This window comes from Mixta tenebrionis, assembly GCF_006517625.1.
Classification (GTDB): domain Bacteria; phylum Pseudomonadota; class Gammaproteobacteria; order Enterobacterales; family Enterobacteriaceae; genus Mixta; species Mixta tenebrionis.
Genome location: NZ_VHQI01000003.1, coordinates 183,520 through 210,352, shown reverse-complemented (window position 1 = coordinate 210,352; position 26,833 = coordinate 183,520). Strand labels below are relative to the sequence as shown.

Sequence of the window (26,833 nt, the reverse complement as noted above, 5' to 3'; positions counted from 1 at the left end):
GTTTTGTTACAGAGATGAGCGATTTCCTACTGACTTTTGCCCTGCCGCTCTTTAGGATGTGGATGAAATTTTGGCAGAAAAGCAGTTTTTCTGCCCGCTGTCTGATGATTATGGAGAAAACATGCGCACGGTGTGGCGAATCATAGCAGGCTTATTTAAATGGACGTGGCGGGTGCTGAACTTTGTTCGTGAATGCATCCTTAATTTATTTTTCATCTTTTTTCTGTTGATTTGCTTCGGCATCTGGCAACAGGTTAAAAATCCAGCTAACCAGGCGGACGTAGCGCGCGGCGCGCTGAAAATCGATCTTTCCGGCGTGGTGGTCGATAAACCTTCAGTCAGTAACAAATTGAGTAAGATAGGACGCCAGCTGCTGGGCTCAGGCGGCGATCGCCTGAAGGAAAATTCGCTGTTTGACATCGTTGCCGCCATCAGGCAGGCGAAAAACGACGATAAAATTACCGGTATCGTCCTCGATTTGCGTAATTTTGCCGGGGCCGATCAGCCTTCGCTGCAATATATTGGTAAGGCGCTGAATGAATTCCGCCAGAGCGGCAAGCCGATTTATGCCAGCGGCGACAACTATAGCCAGACGCAATATTATCTTGCCAGCTATGCCGACAAGATTTACCTCTCTCCACAGGGTACGGTCGATCTGCACGGTTTCGCCACCAATACCCTCTATTATAAAGGGCTGCTGGATAAGCTGAAGGTTAACTCGCATGTGTTCAGAGTCGGCACCTATAAATCGGCGGTAGAGCCTTTCCTGCGTAATGATATGTCGCCCGCCGCGCGCGAGGCGGACAGCCGCTGGGTCGGCGAGCTGTGGCAAAACTACCTGAACACGGTTGCCGCTAACCGTAAAATTACGCCGCAGCAGCTTTTTCCCGGCGCGCAGGGGCTGTTACAGGCTCTGCAGCAAACGGGCGGCGATACGGCGCGCTACGCTAAAGAGCATAAGCTGGTCGATCAGCTGGCTACCCGCTCTGAAGCGGAGCAGCTGCTCGCAAAACAGTTCGGCTGGAACCAGCGGGGTCAGGATTACAACGCCATCAGTATTTATGACTATCAGCTACAGGATAAGGGCGCGCGCAACGGCAATATCGCCGTGATTATGGCCACGGGCGCGATTATGGATGGCGAAGAAACGCCGGGAGCGGTGGGCGGCGATACCACCGCGGCGCAGATTCGTCAGGCACGGCTCGATCAGAATATCAAAGCGATCGTGCTGCGCGTTAACAGCCCCGGCGGCAGCGTGACCGCGTCAGAAGTGGTACGCCAGGAGCTGGCGGCGGCGCGGGCGGCCGGCAAGCCGGTTGTAGTATCGATGGGCGGTATGGCGGCTTCCGGCGGCTACTGGATCTCTACCCCGGCAAACTATATCGTTGCCAGCCCTTCTACCCTTACCGGCTCTATCGGCATTTTCGGCGTGATCAACACGGTGGAAAACTCGCTGGATGCGATCGGCGTACATACTGACGGCGTCGCCACCTCGCCGCTGGCCGATATCGCCATGACCAAAGCGCTGCCGCCGGAAGTGCAGCAGATGATGCAGCTCAGCATTGAAAACGGCTATCACAACTTTATCGATCTGGTGGCGAAGGCGCGGAAGAAAACGCCGCAGCAGATCGATAGCATCGCTCAGGGCCACGTCTGGACCGGCAAGGATGCGAAAGCCAACGGGCTGGTTGATGCGCTGGGCGATTTTGACGACGCCATCGCCAAAGCGGGCGAGCTGGCGAAGCTGAAAACGATACGCCTGAACTGGCTCACCAGCGAACCTGCCTTTATTGATATGCTGTTGGGCCAGATGGAAGCCTCATCCCGCGCCACGCTGCCGAATGCGCTGCAGGCCTGGCTTCCGGCGCCGCTGGGCGAGGCGATCGGCGCCCTGAGACAGCAGCCGGGCCTGTTCGATCGCTTTAACGATCCGCAGAACCGTTACGCCATCTGCCTGACCTGCGGCGAGGTGCGCTAACCCTTCCGCTTCAGCCCGGCTGGCGCAACGCTGGTCGGGCTGCTCTTCCCCCTGCTTTACCGTATACTGCGACTTTTCCGCAGAGCTGAGTCGCTTTTCATGCCAAAAAAATCCATTTACGTTGCCTATACCGGCGGAACCATCGGTATGCAGCGCTCCGAGCAGGGCTATATTCCGGTGTCCGGACATCTGCAACAGCAGCTGGCGGCGATGCCGGAATTTCATCGTCCGGAAATGCCCGATTTTACCATTCATGAGTACCAGCCGCTGATTGACTCCTCGGATATGACGCCACAGGACTGGCAGGTTATTGCTGAAGATATTCAGCGCAACTACGCGCTGTATGACGGCTTTGTGATTTTGCACGGCACCGATACCATGGCTTTTACCGCCTCAGCGCTCTCGTTCATGCTGGAAAACCTGGCGAAGCCGGTTATTGTGACAGGGTCACAGATTCCGCTGGCCGAACTGCGCTCTGACGGCCAGCAAAATCTGCTGAACGCGCTGTTCGTGGCGGCCAACTATCCGGTCAACGAGGTCGCCTTATTTTTCAATAACACGCTTTATCGTGGCAACCGCACCACCAAAGCGCATGCCGATGGCTTTAACGCTTTCGCATCGCCTAACCTGGCGCCGCTGCTGGAGGCGGGTATCCATATTCGCCGCCTGAATACGCCTGCCGCCCCGCATGGCGCGGGCGAGCTGCTGGTGCATCCGATTACGCCGCAGCCTATTGGCGTGGTGACCATCTATCCGGGTATTTCCGCCGAGGTGGTGCGCAACTTTCTGCGCCAGCCGGTAAAAGCGCTGATTTTACGCTGTTACGGCGTAGGCAATGCCCCGCAAAACGCAGAGTTTCTTGCCGAACTGCAAGCGGCATCGGCGCGTGGCATCGTGGTGGTAAATCTGACGCAGTGCATGTCGGGTAAAGTTAATATGGGCGGCTATGCAACCGGTAATGCGCTGGCGCACGCCGGCGTTATCAGCGGTTTCGATATGACGGTTGAAGCAACGCTGACCAAGCTACACTATCTGCTTAGCCAGCCGCTAAGCGGTGAAGAGGTTCGACGCCTGATGCAGGTTAACCTGCGTGGCGAACTGACGCCCGATGAATAATAAGGAGCAGGCCTGATGACGCAAGCGTTAATTTTAATTGACTTACAGAACGATTTTTGTCCGGGCGGCGCGCTGGCGGTTGCTGACGGCGACGCCACCATCGCCGTGGCCAACCAGCTGGCGGCAGAGTTCCATCAACGCGGCGAGCCGGTTATCGCCACTCAGGACTGGCATCCCGCCGATCATGGCAGCTTCGCGTCGGTTGCTGGCCAAACGGTTAATACGCTCGGCCAGCTGAACGGCCTGCCGCAGATCTGGTGGCCCGATCATGCCATCCAGCAGAGCTGGGGCGCTGAGTTTCACCCGGCGCTGCAGCAGGAATATATTGATATGGTCTTCCATAAGGGCGAGCAGCGCGATATCGACAGCTACAGCGCATTTTTCGATAACGGTCGTCGACGGCAAACCGGGCTGGACGCCTGGCTACGGCAGCACGGCATTAAGCGGCTGCTGATGATGGGGCTGGCAACGGACTACTGCGTTAAATTCAGCGTACTGGATGCGCTGCGGCTGGGTTATCAGGTGGAAGTAGTCGCCGCAGGCTGCCGCGGCGTCAACCTGCAGCCGCAGGACAGCGCGCAGGCGCTGGAGGAGATGGCGGCCAGCGGCGCGCTTATTCGCCGATAACAACTCCCCGCCCGCTTCGTCAATTCCCGCCCGCGGGCGGGCCAGATAAAGCCTGGTCGCCGTTCACACCGCACCAGCCATCGCTTCCCGCCCGCAGGCAGGTCAGCGCCCGCGTTTAAACCGAAGCCGCACTTTTTCAGCCGGCGGCCTGTTCGCGGGCAGGCTGGCGCCTGGCTGAGCAGCTTACCGGAGCGTGATGCGCGTGACGTCGTCGCTGATGCCGAACTCTTCTTTCAGTTCACGCTTTGAGCGCGTCACCAGCTCGCCGCCCTGCCCGATGCTCATATGCTGCGGCTGCTGGTTATGGCGCGACTGCCACAGCATAACCAGCTGCATGCAGTGCTCTTTTTGCTCCTCAGTGAGCGCCACGCCGTCGGGCCATTTACCGGTTTCAACCGCCGTTGCCAGCCGCTGATACAGTTCCGGCGTCATACCGGCAAGGATCGCTTCCAGTTCTGATTTCATTGGTTAGCCTCGCGTCTGGTTGCCGTTCCGATCGCTAAAGCTCAACGATGCGGAGTTCACGCAGTAACGTTCGCCGGTCGGCTGCGGACCATCGGGAAAAACATGGCCAAGATGCGCATCACAGCTGCCGCAGCGGATCTCAATGCGCTGCATACCGTGCGAATTATCTTCCAGATAGCGGATCGCCTCTTCGCTGTAAGGCTGATAGAAGCTGGGCCAGCCGCAGCCGGAATCATACTTGGTTTGCGATAAAAACAGCGGGGCGTTGCAAACCAGGCAGTGGTAAACGCCGTCCGCTTTGTTATGCAACAGCGCGCCGCTGAACGGCGGCTCCGTGCCGCGCTGCTGGGTGACATAGCGCTGCATTTCGCTGAGCTGGTTATCAGGCGTACGATCGTTCAATTCTTTAGCCATTTTCATCGTCTCTGCCAGTGTTATTCTCGAAAAATCAGCTAGTATTCTAACAAGCAGTTAACAAGAACAGGTTAATATTTTGTGCCTGGCAAGCTTCAGAGACGGCCTGACTACCGATTTGTGATACAGATCACCTTTCAGCCAGGTCAGCGCTTTATATTCCGTCATGAAGCCGCAAGATCCTTACGGGAAAATAGTTGAGAAAGCGGTTTCGACTGGCGGAATTCTCTGAAAAGGGATTGACCTGTCGCAATAATTGACACGATTCCGCTTGACGCCTGGTAAGGATTTTGTAATTTTACAGGCAACCTTTTATTCACTAACAAATAGCTGGTGGAATATATGACTATCAAAGTAGGTATTAACGGTTTTGGTCGTATCGGTCGCATCGTTTTCCGTGCTGCACAGCAGCGTTCAGACATCGAAATCGTTGCTATCAACGACCTGCTGGACGCGGAATACATGGCGTACATGCTGAAGTATGACTCAACGCACGGCCGCTTCGATGGCACCGTTGAAGTAAAAGACGGCGCGCTGATCGTAAACGGCAAAAAAATCCGTGTTACCTCTGAAAAAGACCCGGCTAACCTGAAATGGGACGAAGTCGGTGTTGACGTGGTAGCAGAAGCAACCGGTATCTTCCTGACTGACGAAACCGCGCGTAAACACATCACCGCTGGCGCGAAAAAAGTGGTAATGACCGGTCCGTCCAAAGACAGCACGCCGATGTTTGTTCGCGGCGCCAACTTTGACAAATATGCCGGCCAGGACATCGTTTCTAACGCATCCTGCACCACTAACTGCCTGGCTCCGCTGGCTAAAGTTATCAACGACAAATTCGGTATCGTTGAAGGCCTGATGACCACCGTTCACGCCACTACCGCTACTCAGAAAACCGTTGACGGCCCGTCTCACAAAGACTGGCGCGGCGGCCGCGGCGCATCCCAGAACATCATCCCGTCTTCTACCGGCGCAGCTAAAGCCGTAGGTAAAGTACTGCCGGAACTGAACGGCAAACTGACCGGTATGGCGTTCCGCGTTCCTACTCCGAACGTATCCGTAGTTGACCTGACCGTTCGCCTGGCTAAACCAGCTTCTTACGCTGAAATCTGTGAAGCTGTTAAAGCTGCTTCAGAAGGCGACATGAAAGGCGTGCTGGGCTATACCGAAGATGCAGTAGTTTCTACCGATTTCAACGGCGAAACCCTGACTTCCGTATTCGACGCCAGCGCAGGTATCGCTCTGAACGACAACTTCGTGAAACTGGTTTCCTGGTATGATAACGAAACCGGCTACTCTCACAAAGTTCTGGATCTGGTCGCGCTGGTTGCTTCTAAATAAGCAGCAGTGACAGACTAAACCTTGAGGGCGACTACGGTCGCCCTTTTTTATCGTCTGAATTCCAGCAAGGTACTATCATCATGACCGAAAAACTGTTTTCTCTCCCCGTGGTTGAGCAGATCTCTCCCTACCTGAGCCTGCGACAGATCGGCGAACTGCCGGTGCTGGTGGTTAACCATCCTAAGGTGCGCGCCGCCGTCACCCTGCAGGGCGCCCAGCTTATCGCATGGCAGCCCAACGGGGAGAAGCCGGTTATCTGGCTGAGCGAGAAAACAGCATTCAGCAACGGCAAAGCGATTCGCGGCGGCGTGCCGATCTGCTGGCCGTGGTTCGGTCCGGCGGGCAAGCCGGGGCATGGTTTCGCTCGCGTGCAGCCGTGGACGCTTTCCGCGCATGATGAGAACGAAGAGAATGTGCTGCTGACGCTGGAACTGGAAAGCAATGAACAAACGAAAGCGCTGTGGCCGCATGATTTTACGCTGTTTGCCCGTTTCCGCCTGGGCGAACGCTGTGAAATCGAACTGGAGGCGCACGGTGATTACCAGGCTACCTGCGCGCTGCACAGCTATTTCTGCGTCGCCGATATCGCCGGAGTGGAAGTCAGCGGCCTGGGCAAAGCGTATATTGATAAAGTCCAGGATGGCGAAACGGGCCTGTCCGCTGAGGGCAAACAGCGCTATACGCAGCGCGTCGATCGCATCTACACCCAGCCGGACGATTGCAGCCTGATTCACGATGAACAGGGGCAGCGCGTTATCGAGGTTTACCATCACCATCACAGCGATGTGGTAACCTGGAACCCCGGCGTGGAACTTTCATGCAGCATGGAAGATATGGCGAATGAAGGCTATAAGACCATGGTATGCGTGGAAACCGCGCGCATTAACGCGCCGATGAAAAGCGCCGTTGAGCAACCAGCCCGACTTGCCGCTACCTTTCGCTTACGGCATAAACGCTAAAAAAAGCCGGGCGCACGCCCGGCCCTGCCATTTTTTATACCATATCCAGCGGCTGTCGGCTCTGCGGCGGCGGAAAGACAGCATCAATTTCTGCCAGATGCTCTTCGCTCAGGCTGACCGCCAGCGCCGCACTGTTTTCCTGTACATGCGCCACGCTGCTGGCTTTGGGAATCGCCATCACGCCCGGCTGGCGTATAACCCAGGCCAACAGCAGCTGCGCTACGCTGATATCGAGCTGGCTGGCGATATCATGCAGCAGCGGATTGGTCAGCAGATCGTGCCGCAGCCGCCCCGCCTGCGCCAGCGGGCAGTAGGCCATAACCGGCAGATATTGCTCACGACAGGCCGGCAGCAGATCGAACTCAATGCCGCGCGAGGCCAGGTGGTAGAGTACCTGATTGGTCACGCAGCTGCTGCCGCCCGGTTCCTGCCACAGTTCGCGCATATCATCGATATCGAAATTTGACACGCCCCAGCGGCGAATCTTACCCTGCTGCTGCAGCGTTTCCATTGCCCTGATCGTCTCTTCCAGCGGAACGTTGCCGCGCCAGTGCAGCAAATAAATATCGAGATAGTCAGTTTGCAGCCGCTGCAGGCTGCGTTCGCAGGCCTCTGTCGCATCCACGGCGCCCGCATTCCACGGATAAAACTTTGATACCAGGCAGGCCCGATCGCGCCTTCCCCGCAGCGCCTCGCCAACCACGCGCTCCGCTTCGCCCTCCGCGTACATTTCCGCCGTGTCGATCAGCGTCAGACCGCAGTCAAGGCCGGCCTGCAGGGCAGCGATCTCCTGACGGCGCTGGCTTGCATCCTCGCCCATATACCAGGTTCCCTGGCCGATAGCCGGCAGGCTCAGCTCGTCAGTAAATTTTACGGTTCTGCTCATGTTCCCTCCATTGCACATCAGGCAAGCACCATGCAGGTGCAGCGGAGCGTCAGGCGCTCCGTTTTAACGCAGCCGATCAGAAGCTGTAGCTAATACCGGTCCAGGCCGTTAGCTGAGAGTTGTTATCCACCATCGGGCTATCTTTAATTTCATCGGCCAGACGGGTATAACGCGCATAGATGCCCGCGTTCCAGCGATCGTCAAGGCGATAGTTTGCGCTCAGTTCAACATAGGGGCTCCAGCTATCGTCAGGACGGTAGCGCGCAATACCGGTACGTGCGCTTTCATGGCTGGCAACGCCATAGTAATAGCGGTTCTGGTTAGCGCTGCTCCAGGTGGCGCCAATACCCGGCGTCACGCTGAAATCACCGAAATCAAAGCGGTAAAGGTAGGTTAAATCCCAGACAATCCCGTCGCTCTTATCCAGTACGTCGCCCAGCAAATTGGTGCGTACTATCCCCCAGTCGGCGATATGGCGATACTCCACGCCGCCCATCAGCGTCATGCGACGCTTATCGAGGCCTTTCATTGCGCCGAGATCGTTATCGCTGGGATCGTAGCGCTGCGCCGAGCCGGCCAGGGTAAAAGAAAGCTGGTCCTGCTGATCTTTCCACAGATAGTAGCCGCCCTGCAGAGTGCGCAACCAGAAGCGATCGCCCTCATAGTTGATGACCGGCAACGGCAGGTAGCGATCCTGGCCGCCTTTGTAAGGGCTTTGCGCATAGATTACCGATGCGCCGAGGGTAAGCGGACGCGCTTCATCCGCATAAGCAAAACCACATATTGGCAATAGCAGCGCCAGCGCGCTAATTTTGAAATGGTTCACAATATATTTCTTCCGTAAATATAACATTGAGGCAGTTAGTTTAACGCGAATACGCGACGGTTTTAAATCCTTATACTTTCTCTCTTCCTGTTGCAAGGCTATCCCAGCGGTGACGGCAGAAAAAAGCGCTTTTATTTACAAATTCGTCACAACCCGCGCCGCGCAAGGGCCTTGCTTATTCCTGGGCTCCCTTTCCTGTTGAAATTAAATGGCATGAAAGAAATTTCCCGAAATGCCATCTACAGTTAAAAGTAACCTATGTGATTCGTTCGAGCAGAGTAACCATCAAATCTGTGTACCCCGATAAAAATACGTCAGGTTGGCATAAGGGTTGCTGTACTCCTAAGAGAATATCTTCCGGAAGCTGATACACCTTTTATAACGCTTCCTTTACCTGTGCTAAAAACGAAAGGACGGGCATCGCTATGAATATATTCGATCACTATCGTCAGCGCTATGAAGCTGCCAAGGACGAAGAGTTCACACTGCAGGAGTTCCTGACCACCTGTAAGCAGGATCGCAGTGCATACGCCAACGCGGCAGAGAGACTATTAATGGCTATTGGTGAGCCGGTAATGGTGGACACTGCCCAGGAGCCGCGCCTTTCCCGACTGTTCTCAAACCGCGTTATCGCACGCTATCCGGCCTTTGAAGAGTTTTATGGGATGGAGGAAGCCATTGAGCAAATCGTTTCCTACCTGAAACATGCGGCTCAGGGGCTGGAGGAGAAGAAACAGATCCTCTATCTGTTAGGCCCGGTAGGCGGCGGGAAATCCTCGCTGGCCGAACGGCTGAAATCGCTGATGCAGCGCGTGCCTATTTACGTTCTCAGCGCTGATGGCGAACGCAGCCCGGTTAACGATCACCCGCTGTGCCTGTTTAATCCGCAGGAAGACGCCAATATTCTGGAGAAAGAGTATGGCGTGCCGCGCCGCTATCTCGGCACGATTATGTCGCCCTGGGCGGCCAAGCGGCTGCATGAGTTCGGCGGCGACATCACCCGCTTTAAAGTAGTGAAGGTCTGGCCTTCCATCCTCGAACAGCTGGCAATTGCCAAAACCGAACCGGGCGATGAAAACAACCAGGATATCTCCGCGCTGGTGGGCAAAGTGGATATCCGCAAGCTGGAAAATCATGCCCAGAACGATCCCGACGCCTACGGCTATTCCGGCGCGCTGTGCCGCGCCAACCAGGGCATTATGGAATTCGTGGAGATGTTCAAGGCGCCGATTAAAGTGCTGCATCCCCTGCTGACCGCAACGCAGGAAGGGAACTATAACGGCACCGAAGGCATCTCCGCGCTGCCTTTCAACGGTATTATTCTGGCGCACTCTAACGAATCTGAGTGGGTGCAGTTCCGTAATAACAAGAACAACGAAGCGTTTCTCGATCGCGTTTATATCGTCAAGGTGCCCTACTGCCTGCGCGTCTCAGAAGAGATTAAAATCTATGAGAAATTGCTTAACCACAGTGAACTAACCCATGCGCCCTGCGCCCCTGGCACGCTGGAGACGCTGGCGCGCTTCTCGATCCTTTCTCGTCTGAAAGAGCCGGAAAATTCCAGCATCTATTCCAAGATGCGCGTTTATGACGGCGAAAGCCTGAAGGATACCGATCCGAAAGCGAAATCATACCAGGAATATCGCGATTACGCGGGCGTTGACGAAGGCATGAATGGGCTCTCCACCCGCTTCGCCTTTAAGATCCTGTCGCGCGTATTTAACTTCGATCATACCGAAGTGGCGGCTAACCCGGTGCATCTGTTCTACGTGCTGGAGCAGCAGATTGAGCGTGAACAGTTCCCGCAGGAGCTGGCGGAGAAATATCTGGAGTTCCTGAAAGGCTACTTAATTCCGAAGTACGCGGAGTTTATCGGCAAAGAGATTCAGACCGCCTATCTGGAATCCTATTCCGAATATGGTCAGAACATCTTCGATCGCTATGTCACCTACGCCGATTTCTGGATTCAGGATCAGGAGTACCGCGATCCCGATACCGGGCAGCTGTTCGATCGCGAGGCGTTGAATGCCGAGCTGGAGAAGATTGAAAAACCTGCCGGTATCAGCAATCCGAAGGATTTCCGTAATGAAATCGTCAACTTCGTATTGCGCGCCCGCGCGCAGAATAATGGACGCAATCCGAACTGGACCAGCTATGAGAAGCTGCGCACGGTGATTGAGAAGAAAATGTTCTCCAATACCGAAGAGCTGCTGCCGGTTATCTCGTTTAATGCGAAAACCTCTACCGACGAGCAGAAGAAACATGATGATTTTGTCGACCGCATGATGGAAAAAGGCTATACCCGCAAGCAGGTTCGCCTGCTGTGCGAATGGTATCTGCGCGTACGCAAATCATCCTGAGTGAAGGCGTGTAAGCAATAAACGCGTAATGACAGCATAAAACAGGTCGGGCGCTGCGTCCGACCTTGCTTACCACGTTGTTTGGGGGAGCTATGGCCTATTTTATCGATCGGCGACTTAACGGCAAAAACAAGAGCGCGGTAAACCGCCAGCGCTTTTTACGCCGTTATAAGTCGCAAATCAAACAGTCGATCTCCGAGGCCATTAATAAACGCTCGGTGACCGACGTTGAAAGTGGCGAATCCGTTTCCATTCCGGTAGATGACATTAACGAACCCATTTTTCATCAGGGCCGCGGCGGCACCCGCCATCGCGTCCATCCTGGCAACGATCACTTTGTGCAGAACGATCGCATTGAACGTCCTCAGGGCGGCGGTGGCGGCGGTGGCGGCGGTCAGGGCAACGCCAGCCAGGATGGCGAAGGTCAGGATGAGTTTGTGTTCCAGATTTCAAAAGATGAGTATCTCGATCTGCTGTTTGAGGATCTGGCGCTGCCGCACCTGCGTAAAACGCAGCAGCGGCAGATGAACGAGTATAAAACCCATCGCGCGGGCTTCACCTCTAACGGCGTGCCGGCCAATATCAGCGTAGTGCGCTCGCTGCAAAATTCGCTGGCGCGACGTACCGCGATGACGGCGGGTAAACGTCGTATGCTGCACGAGCTGGAAGAGGCGCTGCTGCAGGTAGAGAAAGCGGAGCCGATCCAGCTGCTGGAAGAGGAGCGGCTGAAAAAAGAGATTGCCGAGCTGCGGGCGCGGATTGAGCGCGTCCCCTTTATCGATACTTTCGATCTGCGCTATAAAAACTTTGAGAAACGCCCGGAGCCTTCCAGCCAGGCGGTAATGTTTTGCCTGATGGATGTTTCCGGTTCGATGGATCAGCCCACCAAAGATATGGCCAAGCGCTTTTATATCCTGCTCTATCTGTTTCTGAGCCGAACCTATAAAAACGTTGAAGTGGTCTACATCCGCCATCATACGCAGGCCAAAGAGGTGGACGAGCAGGAATTCTTCTACTCGCAGGAGACTGGCGGCACCATCGTTTCCAGCGCGCTTAAGCTTATGGATGAAGTAGTGAAGGCGCGCTACGATCCGACGCAGTGGAATATTTACGCCGCGCAGGCGTCGGATGGCGATAACTGGGCTGACGATTCGCCGCTGTGCCACGAAATTCTGGCGAAAAATATCCTGCCGGTGGTGCGTTACTACAGCTATATCGAGATCACCCGGCGCGCGCATCAAACGCTGTGGCGTGAATATGAACATTTGCAGGCGTCATTTGATAACTTCGCCATTCAGCATATTCGCGAACCGGAAGATATTTATCCGGTATTCCGCGAACTGTTTCATAAACAGACGGCGGAGAATTGAGAACGCTGTTGCAGTTGCGGGCCGGCGCCGGAGACTACGCGACTCCGACGCCGCCCGGCTCCAGCCGCTATTATCCCGCAGCCGATAGCCAAAAGCCAAAAGCCGGTCGTTATGACCGGCTTCTTACCACCGCGCAGCACGTTGCTTTTATCATGTCACGTCCTCAGGCTGCCGCGCCTTTCGGTTGCGAAGCAAGATGTCCCGCCCACAGGCTGGCCACCCATTTCACCCCTTTCGCCGTAAAGCGCGCCTGGGAAAAGGCATGCTGATTTTCACCGACGCCGGAGCGTAAGGTAAAACGCCCGGCGCTAAGGTGCTGCTGATGAGGCGTCAGCGTCCCGTTCAGCCGGTACATAATGTTGCGCTCCAGCAGGAACTGGCGAAAATCAGGTTCTTTAACCTTCAGCATTTTGCACAGCTGGCGAAAGCCGAGCGACTCCTCTTCCAGCGTAACATAGCGATCGAAGAACTCAGCCTTCGGGGCGAATAGCGCCAGCTGCTGCTCCGCCTTCTGGCGCTGCTCAAACTGCTCAGCCCAGGCGCGCGCCGCTTCGGCCGGATTGGTGAAATCGGGCAGGTGCGCCACCTTTTCACGCTCCTGCCAGCGATCCAGCGCTTCGGCGGTAAACGCCGGCGACAGGCGCGCTACGGCCAGCACCGAGTCACGCTTGTTAAGGCGGTATTCCTGGCGCACCGTTCCTTCAGCTTCGTAATCCCAGGCGATAAGCGGCTGCGACAGCCGCTGCGCGGTTTCCAGGCTCTTTATCAGACGTTTCACCTCGCCATGCGTGTTACCGGTCATCTCTGCGATTTCGCGGCTACTCATCGTGACGGATTGATGAAGAGCATTCAGGCTCTCAGTTGAAATCATCATAGCTTCACCCTTGACTTGCAAACAGCAACAGCCCCATGCGGGAGTACAAATAGTATACTGATTACTGGCTGGATATCCAGTATTTTTTTTAATCAGTTCAGTTATTCGGGCCGGCACGCAAAGTATAAAACGCTTTCCGCAGCAGCTATGACAAGCTATTGATAAAGCATTATGTTTTTAAAACGGTTATAGTAACGCCACGTCCCGCATCGTCTTGACCGGCCTGGTTTATGAGGAGAAGCCGCTTTGAACGCCAGCACGATATACAGTCTTTTCATTATTGGTTCCGTACTGGTGGCATCAAGCATTCTGCTTAGCTCGTTTTCATCACGTCTTGGCATCCCTATTCTGGTGATCTTCCTTGCGCTCGGCATGTTGACCGGCGTAGACGGTATCGGCGGCATCGCTTTTGATAATTACCCGCTCGCCTATCTGGTTTCTAACCTTGCGCTGGCGGTGATCCTACTGGACGGCGGCATGCGTACCCGCGCCAGCTCGCTGCGCGTCGCGCTCGGCCCGGCGCTGTCGCTGGCGACGGTCGGGGTGTTGATTACCGCTGGCTTAACCGGGCTGGCCGCCGCCTGGTTGTTTCGCCTCGATCTGATGCAGGGTTTTCTCATCGGCGCCATTATCGGCTCAACCGACGCCGCCGCCGTCTTCTCCCTGCTGGGCGATAAAGGGCTTAACGAGCGCGTCGGCTCAACGCTGGAAATTGAATCCGGCAGCAACGATCCAATGGCGGTGTTCCTTACCATCACTCTGATTGAGATGATCCAGCGGGGCGAAACCGGCCTGAGCTGGATGTTTGTCGTACACCTTATTCAGCAGTTCGGTCTCGGTATTGTGCTGGGGCTGGGCGGCGGCTGGGCGATCCAGCAGCTTATCAATCGTATTTCACTGGCGAACGGCCTCTATCCCCTGCTGGCCGTCAGCGGCGGCATTCTGGTGTTTGCGCTGACGACGGTGCTGGAAGGCAGCGGCATCCTCGCCGTCTACCTCTGCGGCTTCCTGTTGGGCAACCGCCCGATTCGCAACCGGCACGGTATTTTACAAACCTTTGACGGCATGGCCTGGCTGAGCCAGATCGGCATGTTCCTGGTGCTGGGCCTGCTGGTGACGCCGTCCGATCTCTGGCATATCGCCGTGCCGGCGATGCTGCTGTCGCTCTGGCTGATTCTGTTTGCCCGCCCGATTTCGGTGCTGATCGGCCTGCTGCCTTTCCGCAGTTTTACCCTGCGCGAGCGCGTTTTTATCAGTTGGGTAGGTCTGCGCGGCGCGGTACCGATTATTCTGGCAGTATTCCCGATGATGGCGGGCCTGGAGAACGCCTCGCTGTTCTTTAATATCGCCTTTTTCGTGGTGCTGGTATCGCTGATGCTGCAGGGCACTTCGCTGGGCTTTGCGGCGCGGAAGGCGAAAGTGATCGTGCCGCCTACCGCCTCGCCGATCAGCCGCGCCGGGCTTGATATTCATCCCGAAAATCCCTGGGAACAGTTTGTCTACCAGCTCAGCGCCGATAAGTGGTGCGTCGGCGCGGCGCTGCGCGATCTGCATATGCCGCGCGAAACGCGCATCGCGGCGCTGTTTCGTAATAACGTATTGATGCATCCTACCGGCAATACCCGCCTGCGCGAAGGCGACGTGCTGTGCGTTATCGGACGCGAGCGCGATCTGCCCGCGCTCGGCAAGCTGTTCAGCCAGTCGCCGCCGGTGGCGCTCGATCAGCGCTTCTTCGGCGACTTTATTCTGGAAGCCGATGCGCGGCTGCGCGATGTGGCGCAAATTTACGGGCTCGATCTGGATGAAGAGACGAACGATCAGCAGTCGCTGGGCCAGCTCATTCTGGGCATGCTGGGCGGCGCGCCGGTAGTCGGCGACCAGGTTGAGTGGAACCACCTCATCTGGACGATTGCCGAGAAAGAAGATAATCAGGTGGTTAAAATCGGCGTGCGCGTGCCGGAAGAGAAAGAATAGTCTGGTTGCCCGCTTTGGCGCTCGATTTTCCGGCTGCAGCGACTACGCTTAAAGCTCACGTCTTTCCTGGAGGGAATAACTATGGGTCATGTAGTCAAAATTGGTCGCTACGAGATTATTGATGCGGATCTGGATGCCGAAAAGGTGGATACCGTCAGCATTCCCTGTCAAACCAATCCCGGACTCAGCTACCAGCTTGACGGCTGGGATCAGGAAACCAGCGTGCCTGCCTGGATCGACGGTGAGCCGGTTGATTTGCAGATCTGCCACTACGATAAACAGCAGGATCGCTGGGTGTTGAAAAAACCCGCCTGATACGCCGATCGTCATACGGGGCAGTGTCTGGCTGCTCCCCTTTTTATCATTCCGCTTTCTTTTTGTTTAACATCTCTTTACCCTGTGCAGCTTAAAAAACTCAGGGCAAACCTTTTCCTATGCAAAAATTTACCTTTCTGCTGCTTAGCCTGGTGCTGCTGGCGCCGCTGGGCATCGATCTCTATTTGCCTACCCTGCCGGATATTGCTCTGGGGCTGTCGACGCCGGTTACCACCGTGCAAACCACTATTCCGGTCTTTTTACTGGTCATGGGGCTGGGGCAGATTATCGCCGGGCCGCTGGTGGATAACTTTGGCCGCAAGCCGATAGCGATGATCGGCCTGCTGCTGTATATCTGCGGCAGCGCCCTTGCCGCCTGCGCCCTGAACTGGCCGATGTTTTTACTGGCGCGCGTGGTACAGGGCTGTGCGGTCTGCTGTACGGCGGTGGTAGCCTTCAGCGGCGTGCGCGATCGCCTCGCCGGCGACGAGGCGGCGCGCGCCTACGGCTTTCTTAACGGCGCGCTGAATATTGTGCCGGCGCTGGCGCCGATGCTGGGCGGCTTTCTCGCCGCCGCCTTCGGCTGGCGCGCGCCCTTCTGGTTCCTGGCCTGCTACGCGCTGTTTATCAGCGTGCTGATTGGTCTGCTGCTGCCGGAAACGCGGCCGGCGGACACGCGTAAGGTCAGAGGAGTGCCGCTGCGCCAGTATGGCGCTATCCTGCGCGAGCCGCGCTTCCTGGCCTTTGCCTTCGCTAATGCCGGCGCGCTGGGCATGGTGTTGACCTACGTCTCGCTGGCGCCGCATGTATTGATGACCGAAGGCCATTTAAGCGCGTTACAGTTTTCTGTCGCCTTTGGCGCCAACGGCTTCTGGATCATGCTGGTCAGCGTGCTGGCCAATAAAATAATTCGTAAGGCAGGGCGCCCTGTGTGTCTGGCGCTGGGCACGCTGACGATGCTGCTGGGCGCCGCGCTGCTGTTTGCTGGCGAGCAGCTGCTGCCGGCCGGCCTGCAAACCCACTGGGCGCTTTATATGTTGCCGGTAGCGGTGGCGGTCGCCGGGCTGGCCTTTACCGTCGGCCCCGCCACCAGCTACGCGCTGGAGCCTTATCAGCAGCAGGCGGGCGTCGCCTCGGCGCTGGTGGGTTTTATTCAGATGGCGGGCGGATCCGCTGCCGGGCTGGTGATGATGGCGCTGCCGCTAAAGGAAAAAGATGCGCTGGCGCTGATGATGCTGGCGGGCGCAGCGCTCACGTTTCTGGCGTGGCGCTGCAGTAAGCAGATGCGCGGCTCGCTCACCGCGCTCCGATCTTAACGCACCTCAACCGGTACCCGCGGCGCCAGCGCGCACATCAGCTCATAGCCAACGGTGCCGGCGCTGCCGGCCACCTCGTCAATTTTGATCTGCTCTCCCCACAGCTCGACCTTCGAGCCAATGCCCGCCTGCGGACAGGGCGTCAGATCCACCGCCAGCATATCCATGGAAACCGTGCCCAGCGTCCGGGTGCGCACGCCATCTACCATCACCGGCGTACCGGTAGGCGCGTGGCGCGGATATCCATCGGCATAGCCGCAGGCAACAATACCAATACGCTGTTCATCAGGCGCGTGATAGCGATAGCCATAGCCTAGCCCGGCGCCCGCCTTCAGCGTCTGTACAGCGATAATATCGCTGGTAAGCGTCATCGCCGGCTTCAGGCCGGTGCCGGCAATATCCTGCCACCGCCCGCTGGGCGAGGCGCCGTACAGCACGATGCCCGGCCTGACCCAGTCGAAGTGCGCTTCAGGATGCCACAGCGTCGCCGCCGAGTTCGACAGCGACCGCGGGCATTCCAGCCCTTCCGCCGCGCGCTCAATCTGCTTCATCGGCTCGACAATGCCTTCTGCGCTTTCCGCCTCGGCAAAATGGGACATCAGCGTCATTTCGCCGACGTTTTCCAGCGCGCGCAGCTTCTGCCAGACATTAGGAATCTGCTCCGGCAAAAAGCCCAGCCGGTTCATGCCGCTATTTACTTTGACATAGATATCCAGCGGCGCGCTCAGCCGCGCCTGCGCCAGCGCTTTGATTTGCCAGTTGCTGTGCAGGCTGGTAGTCAAACGATAACGATCGAGCAGCGCCAGCTCATCGCTGTGAAAAAAACCTTCCAGCAGCAGAATCGGTTTTTTCCACCCCTGCTCGCGCAGCAAAATCGCCTCTTCAAGGTTAAGCAAAGCAAAACCATCTGTAGCGCTAAGATGCTGCCAGATACGAGCGATGCCGTGGCCGTAGCCGTTAGCTTTTACCACAGACCAGATGCGGGAATCCGGTGCGGCCTGGCGCGCAATCGCCAGGTTTTGCCGCAACGCAGCGCTATGAATGGTTGCGACAATCGGACGTGACATAGCCTCTCCTTGTAACTGATTAACGTGCAACGTTAGCGTTATGTAGCTGCGGCTGCGTTACCGGCGAAAAACCTGGCAGATAACGATGCACCGACAGGTCATCTGCGGCAATCGCCGGTCTTTTGCCGGAGATGATATCAGAAAGCAGCTGGCCTGAACCGCAAGCCATGGTCCAACCGAGCGTACCGTGACCAGTATTCAGATAAAGATTTTTCAGCGGCGTCGCGCCGACAATAGGCGTGCCGTCCGGCGTCATCGGGCGCAGGCCGCTCCAGAAGCTTGCCTGCTCGATAAAGCCGCCGTTGGGATAGAGATCGCGCACCACCATCTCCAGCGTTTCACGCCGTGCCGGCGGCAGACGGCTATTGAAACCGACGATTTCAGCCATGCCGCCGACGCGAATGCGCCGATCGAAACGGGTAATGGCGATTTTATAGGTCTCATCCAGTACGGTAGAAACCGGCGCGCCCGCCTCATCGCGCAGCGGAATAGTCAGCGAATAGCCTTTCAGCGGATAGACCGGGATAGCCACCATCTCTTTCAGCAGCGCGGTAGACCAGGAGCCAAAGGCTACCACATAGCTATCCGCCGTCAGCACCTCGTTGCCGCACTGCACGCCGACAATGCGGTTGTCCTCGCGTAGCAGGCGATCCACCGGCGTATTAAAGCGGAAGGTCACCCCCGCCTGGGCGGCCATCTCCGCCAGGCGCTGCGTGAACAGCTGGCAGTCGCCGGTTTCATCATTAGGCAGCCGCAGCCCGCCGGTCAGTTTATGCTGCGTGGAGGCCAGCGCCGGCTCCACGCGGGCCAGCTGGTGCGCCTCCAGCAGCTCGTAGGGCACGCCCGCCTGTTGCAGCACGGCGATATCTTTGCTGGCGCTCTCATACTGCTGCGCAGTGCGGAACAGCTGTAGCGTGCCGCCCTGCCGCCCTTCATAGCGAATACCGGTCTGCTCGCGCAGCATTTTCATGCAGTCGCGGCTATATTCCGCAATACGCACCATGCGGCTTTTATTTTCCTGGTAGTGACGCATATCGCAGTTACGCAGCATCTGCCACATCCACGCCAGCTGGAAGCGGCTGCCGTCAAGCCGAATCGCCAGCGGCGCATGACGCTGAAACATCCACTTCATTGCCTTTAAGGGAACGCCCGGCGCTGCCCAGGGCGCCGCGTAGCCCGGCGAGATCTGCCCGGCATTTCCGGCGCTGGTTTCCTGTGCGGCTCCCGACTGGCGATCGACCACCGTTACCTCATGTCCCGCCTGCGCCAGATACCAGGCGCTGGCTACGCCGACAACCCCACTTCCCAGAATGACAACTCGCATAGCTCCCCCAGCAGAGATGATTAAAGAACAATATTCTGAATATTAGCCTACACGGCGGATGATAATTTTGCCGCATTCATCAACACATAACGTTGACATATTTCACATCTTTTTTACCTTTACGGTAAGTAAAAACAAGCAGAGAGCATCATTTCGGTAGAAAATAGTGCTTTTGCACCATATCCAGCAGCAAGTGAGGCCGAATCTCTGTAAACAGGGGCAGCTCAGCAGAAATCATCATGCGCAGCAAAACAGAAGGTAAGCGATATTTTATTCTGCACTAATAAGAAATAAACGCATCATTCGTTATTTAAAAGTTCGTTTTTCTCTGCCGCTTTATTTTGTATCGCCGTTTCCGGTTGCATTCGGGTTTCAGATGGAAAACAGTGAACTATCATTACTCTGTTCGCCTGATTTTTTGGCGGTGTTGTGCGGGATGAGCCTTAAACAACAGGAGTCTGCACGGCAACGGCTTGCTCAGGCAGATTCATCAATGAGGGGTGCGCGATGACGACTATATTTGACGATCCGGTTAAGGACAGCAAACGACTCAGTGACGGACCCGACTGGACCTTTGAACTGCTTGATACCTACCTGGCGGAAATCGACCGCGTAGCGAAATACTACCGACTGGAAACCTATCCGCATCAGATTGAAGTTATCACTTCGGAACAGATGATGGATGCTTACTCCAGCGTCGGGATGCCGATCAACTACGCCCACTGGTCGTTCGGCAAAAAGTTTATTGAAACCGAACAGCGCTATAAGCACGGCCAACAGGGTCTGGCGTATGAAATCGTGATTAACTCTAATCCCTGTATCGCCTACCTGATGGAAGAGAACACCATTACCATGCAGGCGCTGGTAATTGCCCATGCCTGCTACGGCCATAACTCCTTTTTCAAAAATAACTACCTGTTCCGCAGCTGGACCGATGCCAGCTCGATCATCGACTATCTGCTGTTTGCCAAAAATTACATCGCCGAATGTGAAGAACGTTACGGCGTTGAGGAAGTAGAGCGGCTGCTCGACTCCTGTCATGCGCTGATGAACTACGGCGTCGATCGCTATAAGCGCCCGCAAAAGATCTCGCTGCAGGAGGAGAAAGCGCGGCAAAAAAGCCGCGAAGAGTATCTGCAAAGTCAGGTCAATACTCTCTGGCGCACGCTGCCGCGCCGCGAGAAAGAGGAGGTGCAGGCGGAAAAAGTACGCTTCCCTTCTGAGCCGCAGGAAAATTTACTCTACTTTATGGAGAAGAACGCTCCGCTGCTGGAGCCCTGGCAGCGTGAAATCCTGCGCATCGTGCGCAAGGTCAGCCAGTATTTTTATCCGCAAAAGCAGACGCAGGTAATGAACGAAGGCTGGGCTACTTTCTGGCACTACACCATTCTTAACCATCTTTATGATGAGGGGAAAGTGACCGAGCGTTTTATGCTGGAGTTTCTGCACAGCCACACCAACGTGGTGTTTCAGCCCCCCTACAACAGCCAGTGGTATAACGGCATCAACCCTTATGCGCTGGGCTTTGCCATGTTCCAGGATATTAAGCGCATCTGCCAGACGCCGACGGAAGAGGATCGCTACTGGTTCCCCGACATCGCCGGCGCTGACTGGCTGGAAACGCTGCATTTCGCCATGCGTGAATTTAAGGATGAGAGCTTTATCAGCCAGTTTCTTTCGCCAAAGGTAATGCGCGATTTCCGCCTGTTTACCGTACTCGACGACGATCGCAACAACTATCTGGAGATCGCGGCAATTCATGATGAAGCTGGCTATCGCGCCATTCGTCAGCAGCTGTCGGCGCAGTATAACCTGAGCAACCTTGAACCCAATATTCAGGTTTACAATGTCGATCTGCGCGGCGATCGTTCGCTGACGCTGCGCTACGTGCCGCATCAGCGCGCGCCGCTGGATAAAAGCCGCCGCGAAGTGCTGAAGCATGTACACCGTCTGTGGGGATTTGACGTACATCTGGAGCAGCAAAACGAAGACGGCAGCGTAGAGATGCTGGATCGCTGTCCGCCGCGCCCTAACGCGCTGTAGTCAGGCGCATCTTCTGCAAAGGCCGGCATTTCCGGCCTTTTTGCCGCTATTAAAACAGCGTGCCGGACGCCTGTTCGCCCCCGGTGGTTCAGCGGGGCTGCAGATCGTCCGGCAGATTTTTCTGCATGCCGTGCCAGATCTCACCGCTGCGCCGCCCATAATCACGCACGGCGGCCACGATATGCTCCGGCTCGGCGCCGTCGCAGAAGGCCAGCAGCTGTTGATAAAACCGCTGCGCCAGCAAACGCGCTTCCGGATTAGCGAAGTAGTGCCGCCCGACGCGGGTATAAAGCCCTTTCAGACCGTTCAGGATCAGGCCGTAGATCGGGTTGCCGGAAGCGAAGGCCAGGCCGCGGAAAATGCGATAGTCCAGCTCAGTATAGGCATCCGCCTGATCTTCAACGCCTTCTGCGTCGATCAGCACCTGACGCGCGTTATCGGGAAAGTGGCGAATAGCGCGGCGAATAAAAATAGAGGAAATATTAGTGCGTACGGAAAGCAGGTTATCAATCAGCTGCGGTACGCTGTCATGATCGAGACGCGCCAGCGTTTCGAGAATATTCAGGCCGGAGGTCTCCCAGAAATCATTAACCCGCGTCGGCTTACCGTGCTGAATAGTCAGCCAGCCGTCGCGCGCCAGACGCTGAAGCACCTCACGCAGCGTGGTACGGGTTACGCCGATTAATTCGGACAGCTCGCGCTCGGCAGGGAGGATGGTTCCGGGAGGAAAACGGCTATTCCAGATACTTTCAATGATATATTCTTCCGCGAACCCGGCCGGGCTCTGCGCCTTTATAACCATAGCGTTATATTCTCGTTGCTTCATCATTAGGCAATATGCCGCTCATCATACCAGAGGGCCCAGGCATCACCTAGCCTCGCTACGGTTAAAACTTTAACCCGGCGCAAATATTAACGAGATTATTCGGCTGTTTAGCCGTAAGCGCATTGCCACCATCGTAAGCGACGTTTACCCTTTGCGTTTCAACTTTACTTAATCCTGTATGAGGGTGCTTTTACACATGGATATTTCCCCTGGGCGCGCTTTTACGCGTAATTTCCTCGGCCAGTCCCCTGACTGGTATAAGCTGACGCTGCTGGGTTTCCTGGTGATCAACCCCCTGCTGTTTTTCTTTGTCAGCCCCTTTCTTGCCGGCTGGCTGCTGGTGGCGGAATTTATCTTTACGCTCGCCATGGCGCTAAAGTGTTATCCGCTGATGCCCGGCGGCCTGCTGGCGCTGGAAGCCGTTATGATCGGCATGGCCAGCGCCGAACAGGTCAAAGAGGAGCTGGCCAATAATCTTGAAGTGCTGCTGCTGCTGATTTTTATGGTGGCCGGTATTCACTTTATGCGCCAGCTGCTGCTGTTCGTTTTTACCCGGCTGCTGCTGACTATTCGTTCTAAAGTCTGGCTGGGGCTGTCGTTCTGCTTTGCCGCCGCCTTCCTCTCCGCCTTCCTTGACGCGCTGACGGTGGTTGCGGTGGTGCTAAGCGTCGCCGCCGGCTTCTATGATATCTATCATCGCGTGCTGTCGACGGGAGAAGGCGCCGACAGCCTTAATGATGAAGAGCATCGCGAGACGCTGGAGAAATTCCGCTCTTTTCTGCGCAGCCTGATGATGCAGGCGGGCGTGGGTACGGCGCTGGGCGGCGTCATGACCATGGTCGGCGAGCCGCAAAATCTGATCATCGCCAAAGCGGCCAGCTGGGATTTTATCGGCTTCTTCCTGCGTATGGCGCCGGTTACTCTGCCGGTGCTGATCTGCGGTTTAATCACCTGCGCGCTGCTGGAGCGTTTTCGTCTGTTTGGCTACGGCGAACCGCTGCCGGAAAAGGTGCGCGCCGTATTAGTGGATTACGATCGGGAAGCGAGCCGGAAACGTACCCGTCAGGAAAAACTTAATCTGTGGATGCAGGGCATTATCGCCGTCTGGCTGATCTGCGCGCTGGCGCTGCACCTGGCTGAAGTGGGGCTGATTGGCCTGTCGGTGATCATCCTTGCGACCTCGCTGTGCGGCGTTACCGATGAGCATGTGATTGGCCGCGCCTTTTCCGAAGCGTTGCCGTTCACCGCGTTGCTGACGGTCTTTTTCGCTATCGTCGCCGTTATTGTGGAACAGAACCTGTTCAGCCCGCTGATTCACTTTGTGCTGCAGGCTGAGGCCAATACGCAGCTTACCTGGTTTTATGTGTTTAACGGCCTGCTCTCTTCTATTTCAGATAACGTTTTTGTCGGCACGGTCTATATCAACGAGGCGAAAAACGCCTTTACCCACGGCGCTATCAGTCTGGAACAGTTTGAGCTGCTGGCGGTGGCGACCAATACCGGCACTAACCTGCCGTCGGTGGCGACGCCAAACGGTCAGGCGGCGTTTCTGTTTATGCTGACCTCGGCGCTGGCGCCGCTGATCCGTCTCTCCTATGGGCGCATGGTGTGGATGGCGCTGCCCTATACGCTGGTGCTTTCGCTGGTCGGGCTGCTCTGCATTATCTATACGCTGGAACCGATGACGCAGTGGTTTATGCAGCATGGCTGGTTAACCCTGCCGGCGCTGTAAAGTGCGTGGCCGCGCAGGCGGTAAAAAACCGCTGAGATGAATTTAGATCCGCTTTTTTTCGCTGCCCTGGCTGGCAGCGAATTTTTTTTGTTTTACACTGCCGGTTCAACGCTAATGAAATGGAATGAATTATGTTGCGATATCTGAATCAATGCTCAACAGGACGTGGCGCCTGGCTGCTGCTGGCGCTGACCGCATTTGCGCTTGAGATGGTCGCGCTGTGGTTTCAGCATGTGATGATGCTCAAACCCTGCGTCATGTGCATTTATGAACGCTGCGCGCTGTTTGGCGTGATGGGCGCCGGGCTGGCAGGCGCCATCGCGCCGAAAACGCCGCTGCGCTACGCGGCGCTGGCGATCTGGCTTTACAGCGCCTGGGAGGGCTTGCGTCTCTCTTATGAACACACCATGATTCAACTGCACCCCAGCCCTTTCGTCACCTGCGATTTTGCCGCGCGTTTTCCCAGCTGGCTGCCGCTGGATAAGTGGCTGCCGGCAGTTTTTGTCGCTTCCGGCGACTGCGCCGAGCGCGTCTGGTCCTTCCTGTCGCTGGGCATGCCGGAGTGGCTGATAGTGATTTTCGCCGCCTATCTGCTCGTGGCGCTGCTGGTACTGATCGCGCAGGCGTTTAAACCAAAACGCCAGGAGCTGTTCAACAGCAAAGCGTAAACTATCGCCGCCGGATTACGCTTTCCATTCCGGCCGGTTGATAATGTGCTCTTCCCAGTCCTGGACTTCGCTTTCACGCACTGCAATATGCCGCACGGAAATACGAGCGGCATGCATGGCGGCTTTCGAGCCGCTGCGTAGCGGATGCCAGACCGGCAGCCCCTTTCCTTCCGCCAGCAGGCGGTAGGCGCAGCTGGGCGGCAGCCAGGAGAAGGTCGGCAGATTTTCGCGCGTGAGTTTGATACAGTCCTCTTCATATTCGAAGCGACGTTCGTAGTTACGGCACTGACAGGTTTTAATATTGAGCTGATTGCAGGCGACGTTGGTGAAATAGATCTCATCCGTATCGGCGTCCTGCAACTTATTCAGGCAGCACTGTCCGCAGCCATCGCACAAGGATTCCCATTCCTCATCACTCATTTGTTCCAGGCTTTTCACCTGCCAGAAAGGGGTATCAGTCATTGTGATGTCCGGTTAAGCAAAAGCGCACCTTATAAACAGTTCAGGCCTGAGATGCAAGTATCACAGCACGCGCGTGCTGACGCCGTGCCCGGCCAGCGACGCTTCCAGCTTGTCGCCAGCGTGCAGCGGCCCTACGCCCTCCGGCGTGCCGGTCAGAATCACATCGCCGGCGCGCAGGGTAAAAAATTTACTCATATAGGCGATCAGCGGCAGCAGCGGCGTGATCATATCGGCGGTGTTGCCCTGCTGTCGCACCTCGCCGTTTACCACCAGCTTCAGTTCGCTCTGCTGCGGATCGCCGCTAAATTCGCTGACGGGAATAAAGCCGGAAAGCGGACAGGAGTTATCAAAAGCTTTCGCCTTTTCCCACGGCTGGCCCGCTTTTTTCAGTCCGGCCTGGATATCGCGCAGGGTGAGATCGAGCGCGACGCCATAGCCCGCTATCGCCTGCGCCACATGCGCTTCGCTGGCCTGCTTCAGCGTAGCGCCGATCAGCACCGCCAGCTCGACTTCATGATGCACCGCGCCGAGATCCTGCGGAATCGACAGCGGCTGGCGCAGATCGCACAGCGCCGTTTCCGGCTTGATAAAAATTACCGGCTCCTGCGGCGTGGCGCTGCCCATCTCTTTAATATGTTTCGCGTAGTTGCTGCCGACGCAAACCACCTTACTCACCGGAAAATCTAACAGCGCGCCCTGCCAGTTACGATGTTGATACATATCTTTCCCCTTACTGAGTGTGGCCAGCGCCGATCCGACGCCGGCTTATTACTGTGCTACCGCATCCGCCATTTTGCCGATGCTGATAGCGAAATAATAAGAGCGATTCCAGCGCATAATGGTGCGGAAATTGTCATACACCAGGAAAGCGCGTCCCGCCATATCGTCCGGCAGAACAATCCAGGCGCGCTGCCGGCTATCGGGCAACGCCACGTCGTCGGCCAGCCGCACGCCCAGTTTTTCCCATGCGCCCACGCTTTTCGCATGTCCGGTTTTGATGCCCGCCAGTTTGACATCGAAATCGACCGGCAGCACCGCCTCGCGGCCCCAGCTTTCATTTGCCTGCCAGCCCTCTTTCGCCAGATAGTTCGCCGTCGAGGCGAAAACATCATCGGTGTTGCGCCAGATATCGATTTTACCATCGCCGTCGCCGTCAACGCCGTAGCGCAGATATGAGCTGGGCATAAACTGGTTCTGCCCCATCGCCCCGGCCCAGGAGCCTTTCATCTCCGCCGCGCTGATATGCCCCTGCTGAATCATCTTCAGCGCCGCCATCAGCTCGCTGGTGAAAAAGCTTTCGCGACGCCCTTCGAACGCCAGCGTGGCGAGCGCTGAAATAATATCCTCGCGCCCCTGGATCTGGCCGAAGTTGCTCTCCATCGCCCACAGCGCCACGATATACTGCGGCGGCACGCCGTACCGCCGGCTAACCGCGTCCAGCTCGTTCTGATGCTGCTGATAGCGGCTGCGGGCCAGCGCGATTTTTTTCTCCGGCATCACGCGCGCCAGGTAGTCGTCCAGCGTTATTTTTTGCTCCGGCTGGTTGCGATCTAACTTAATCACCCGATCGACGAAGTGTACGTTGGCGAAGGCGCCGTCAATTGTCTGCGCATCGATGCCCTGCGCGCGCGCCTGCGCCTTGAGCTGCTCGACATAGCCGGGGAACTCCGCCGGATCGCGGCCCTGCTGCGCCAGCGTGGTGTTACCGTTCGGCGCGGTTAACAAGCCGCCGCGTTGGGCTACGGGCGCGCCCGCGCGGGCGGCGCTGGCCGTTGGCGTCGTGGGCGAGGCGCTATTTTCACTGGCGCATCCCGCCAGCATTATTGCAAGCAATGTCGCGCTCAGGGCATTTAGCTTCATAGCGGTTCCTTATTAATCCATCGAGGCCGG

The 26,833-nt window shown here is 56.6% G+C and carries 23 protein-coding genes and 2 pseudogenes; 13 read left to right on the top strand and 12 right to left on the bottom strand.

Features of this window, described 5'->3' with window-relative positions; all coding sequences use genetic code 11:
• The first annotated feature begins 121 nt into the window (after positions 1-121).
• The 3 genes from sppA (at position 122) to pncA (ending at position 3,721) form a co-directional block, all read left to right on the top strand.
• The gene (sppA, locus tag FKM52_RS06530) at positions 122-1,978 is read left to right on the top strand and encodes a signal peptide peptidase SppA (protein ID WP_141175392.1); all 1,857 of its coding nucleotides are present in this window, start codon (positions 122-124) and stop codon (positions 1,976-1,978) included.
• A 99-nt stretch (positions 1,979-2,077) separates the two neighbouring features.
• Entirely contained in the window at positions 2,078-3,094 is a 1,017-nt protein-coding gene (gene ansA / locus FKM52_RS06525; RefSeq protein ID WP_141175391.1) for an asparaginase, read from the top strand.
• Positions 3,095-3,109: 15 nt separating this feature from the next.
• Positions 3,110-3,721, top strand: a complete 612-nt coding sequence (pncA, locus tag FKM52_RS06520; RefSeq protein ID WP_141175390.1) for a bifunctional nicotinamidase/pyrazinamidase — start codon at positions 3,110-3,112, stop codon at positions 3,719-3,721.
• 183 nt (positions 3,722-3,904) lie between these two features.
• Here pncA and FKM52_RS06515 read toward each other — a convergent pair whose 3' ends face one another.
• Both FKM52_RS06515 and msrB read right to left on the bottom strand, forming a co-directional pair.
• Complete coding sequence (locus FKM52_RS06515) at positions 3,905-4,186, bottom strand: YeaC family protein (RefSeq protein ID WP_141175389.1); 282 nt, start codon at positions 4,184-4,186, stop codon at positions 3,905-3,907.
• A gap of 3 nt (positions 4,187-4,189) precedes the next feature.
• Complete coding sequence (gene msrB / locus FKM52_RS06510) at positions 4,190-4,600, bottom strand: peptide-methionine (R)-S-oxide reductase MsrB (protein ID WP_141175388.1); 411 nt, start codon at positions 4,598-4,600, stop codon at positions 4,190-4,192.
• Positions 4,601-4,942: 342 nt separating this feature from the next.
• Between msrB and gapA the strand changes: the two genes are divergently transcribed.
• Positions 4,943-5,941: a glyceraldehyde-3-phosphate dehydrogenase gene (gapA, locus tag FKM52_RS06505; protein WP_141175387.1), complete on the top strand. Its 999-nt coding sequence runs from the start codon at positions 4,943-4,945 to the stop codon at positions 5,939-5,941.
• Between the two features lie 80 nt (positions 5,942-6,021).
• Positions 6,022-6,900: a D-hexose-6-phosphate mutarotase gene (locus FKM52_RS06500; protein ID WP_141175386.1), complete on the top strand. Its 879-nt coding sequence runs from the start codon at positions 6,022-6,024 to the stop codon at positions 6,898-6,900.
• A 34-nt stretch (positions 6,901-6,934) separates the two neighbouring features.
• Here the strand turns inward: FKM52_RS06500 and FKM52_RS06495 are convergent, their stop codons facing one another.
• Together FKM52_RS06495 and FKM52_RS06490 are read right to left on the bottom strand one after the other, a co-directional pair.
• The gene (locus tag FKM52_RS06495) at positions 6,935-7,786 is read right to left on the bottom strand and encodes an aldo/keto reductase (protein ID WP_141175385.1); all 852 of its coding nucleotides are present in this window, start codon (positions 7,784-7,786) and stop codon (positions 6,935-6,937) included.
• 76 nt (positions 7,787-7,862) lie between these two features.
• Positions 7,863-8,612, bottom strand: coding sequence for a MipA/OmpV family protein (locus tag FKM52_RS06490; RefSeq protein ID WP_141175384.1), 750 nt, complete (start codon positions 8,610-8,612; stop codon positions 7,863-7,865).
• 425 nt (positions 8,613-9,037) lie between these two features.
• Between FKM52_RS06490 and yeaG the strand changes: the two genes are divergently transcribed.
• Positions 9,038-10,972, top strand: coding sequence for a protein kinase YeaG (gene yeaG / locus FKM52_RS06485; RefSeq protein WP_141175383.1), 1,935 nt, complete (start codon positions 9,038-9,040; stop codon positions 10,970-10,972).
• 92 nt (positions 10,973-11,064) lie between these two features.
• Positions 11,065-12,342 (top strand): YeaH/YhbH family protein, encoded by a 1,278-nt coding sequence (locus FKM52_RS06480; RefSeq protein ID WP_141175382.1) that lies wholly within the window; start codon positions 11,065-11,067, stop codon positions 12,340-12,342.
• A gap of 163 nt (positions 12,343-12,505) precedes the next feature.
• Here the strand turns inward: FKM52_RS06480 and FKM52_RS06475 are convergent, their stop codons facing one another.
• A complete protein-coding gene (locus FKM52_RS06475; RefSeq protein WP_141175381.1) occupies positions 12,506-13,216 on the bottom strand; it encodes a phage antirepressor KilAC domain-containing protein in 711 nt (236 codons plus the stop codon).
• A gap of 246 nt (positions 13,217-13,462) precedes the next feature.
• Between FKM52_RS06475 and FKM52_RS06470 the strand changes: the two are divergent.
• Positions 13,463-15,172, top strand: a pseudogene (locus tag FKM52_RS06470) (potassium/proton antiporter); the annotation flags it as partial.
• On the opposite strand, the pseudogene FKM52_RS22190 reads toward FKM52_RS06470, so the two are convergent.
• A pseudogene (locus FKM52_RS22190) lies at positions 15,128-15,229 on the bottom strand (hypothetical protein); the annotation flags it as partial. The pseudogenes FKM52_RS06470 and FKM52_RS22190 overlap by 45 nt on opposite strands.
• A 42-nt stretch (positions 15,230-15,271) precedes the next feature.
• Here FKM52_RS22190 and FKM52_RS06465 point away from each other — a divergent pair.
• Entirely contained in the window at positions 15,272-15,505 is a 234-nt protein-coding gene (locus FKM52_RS06465; RefSeq protein WP_141175379.1) for a DUF1480 family protein, read from the top strand.
• Positions 15,506-15,624: 119 nt separating this feature from the next.
• On the top strand, positions 15,625-16,821 hold the full coding sequence (locus tag FKM52_RS06460; RefSeq protein ID WP_141175378.1) for a multidrug effflux MFS transporter: 1,197 nt from the start codon (positions 15,625-15,627) through the stop codon (positions 16,819-16,821).
• Here FKM52_RS06460 and dadX read toward each other — a convergent pair.
• Together dadX and FKM52_RS06450 are read right to left on the bottom strand one after the other, a co-directional pair.
• Complete coding sequence (gene dadX / locus FKM52_RS06455; protein ID WP_141175377.1) at positions 16,818-17,888, bottom strand: catabolic alanine racemase DadX; 1,071 nt, start codon at positions 17,886-17,888, stop codon at positions 16,818-16,820. The genes FKM52_RS06460 and dadX overlap by 4 nt on opposite strands.
• Before the next feature lie 19 nt (positions 17,889-17,907).
• The gene (locus tag FKM52_RS06450; protein WP_141175376.1) at positions 17,908-19,212 is read right to left on the bottom strand and encodes a D-amino acid dehydrogenase; all 1,305 of its coding nucleotides are present in this window, start codon (positions 19,210-19,212) and stop codon (positions 17,908-17,910) included.
• Between the two features lie 507 nt (positions 19,213-19,719).
• Between FKM52_RS06450 and FKM52_RS06445 the strand changes: the two genes are divergently transcribed.
• Positions 19,720-21,255 (top strand): SpoVR family protein, encoded by a 1,536-nt coding sequence (locus FKM52_RS06445; protein WP_141175375.1) that lies wholly within the window; start codon positions 19,720-19,722, stop codon positions 21,253-21,255.
• A gap of 88 nt (positions 21,256-21,343) precedes the next feature.
• Here the strand turns inward: FKM52_RS06445 and fadR are convergent, their stop codons facing one another.
• Positions 21,344-22,057: a fatty acid metabolism transcriptional regulator FadR gene (fadR, locus tag FKM52_RS06440; protein ID WP_141175583.1), complete on the bottom strand. Its 714-nt coding sequence runs from the start codon at positions 22,055-22,057 to the stop codon at positions 21,344-21,346.
• Positions 22,058-22,277: 220 nt separating this feature from the next.
• Here fadR and nhaB point away from each other — a divergent pair, with 220 nt between their 5' ends.
• Both nhaB and dsbB read left to right on the top strand, forming a co-directional pair.
• Entirely contained in the window at positions 22,278-23,813 is a 1,536-nt protein-coding gene (gene nhaB, locus FKM52_RS06435; RefSeq protein ID WP_141175374.1) for a Na(+)/H(+) antiporter NhaB, read from the top strand.
• Positions 23,814-23,944: 131 nt separating this feature from the next.
• Positions 23,945-24,481, top strand: a complete 537-nt coding sequence (gene dsbB, locus FKM52_RS06430; RefSeq protein ID WP_141175373.1) for a disulfide bond formation protein DsbB — start codon at positions 23,945-23,947, stop codon at positions 24,479-24,481.
• A 15-nt stretch (positions 24,482-24,496) separates the two neighbouring features.
• Here dsbB and FKM52_RS06425 read toward each other — a convergent pair whose 3' ends face one another.
• Genes FKM52_RS06425 through FKM52_RS06415 form a run of 3 tightly spaced genes read right to left on the bottom strand, consistent with a single transcriptional unit; the run spans position 24,497 to position 26,803 of the window.
• Entirely contained in the window at positions 24,497-24,943 is a 447-nt protein-coding gene (locus tag FKM52_RS06425; protein ID WP_141175372.1) for a YcgN family cysteine cluster protein, read from the bottom strand.
• A 60-nt stretch (positions 24,944-25,003) separates the two neighbouring features.
• Complete coding sequence (locus FKM52_RS06420) at positions 25,004-25,663, bottom strand: fumarylacetoacetate hydrolase family protein (RefSeq protein WP_141175371.1); 660 nt, start codon at positions 25,661-25,663, stop codon at positions 25,004-25,006.
• A gap of 48 nt (positions 25,664-25,711) precedes the next feature.
• The gene (locus tag FKM52_RS06415; RefSeq protein WP_141175370.1) at positions 25,712-26,803 is read right to left on the bottom strand and encodes a lytic murein transglycosylase; all 1,092 of its coding nucleotides are present in this window, start codon (positions 26,801-26,803) and stop codon (positions 25,712-25,714) included.
• Positions 26,804-26,833 lie beyond the last annotated feature (30 nt).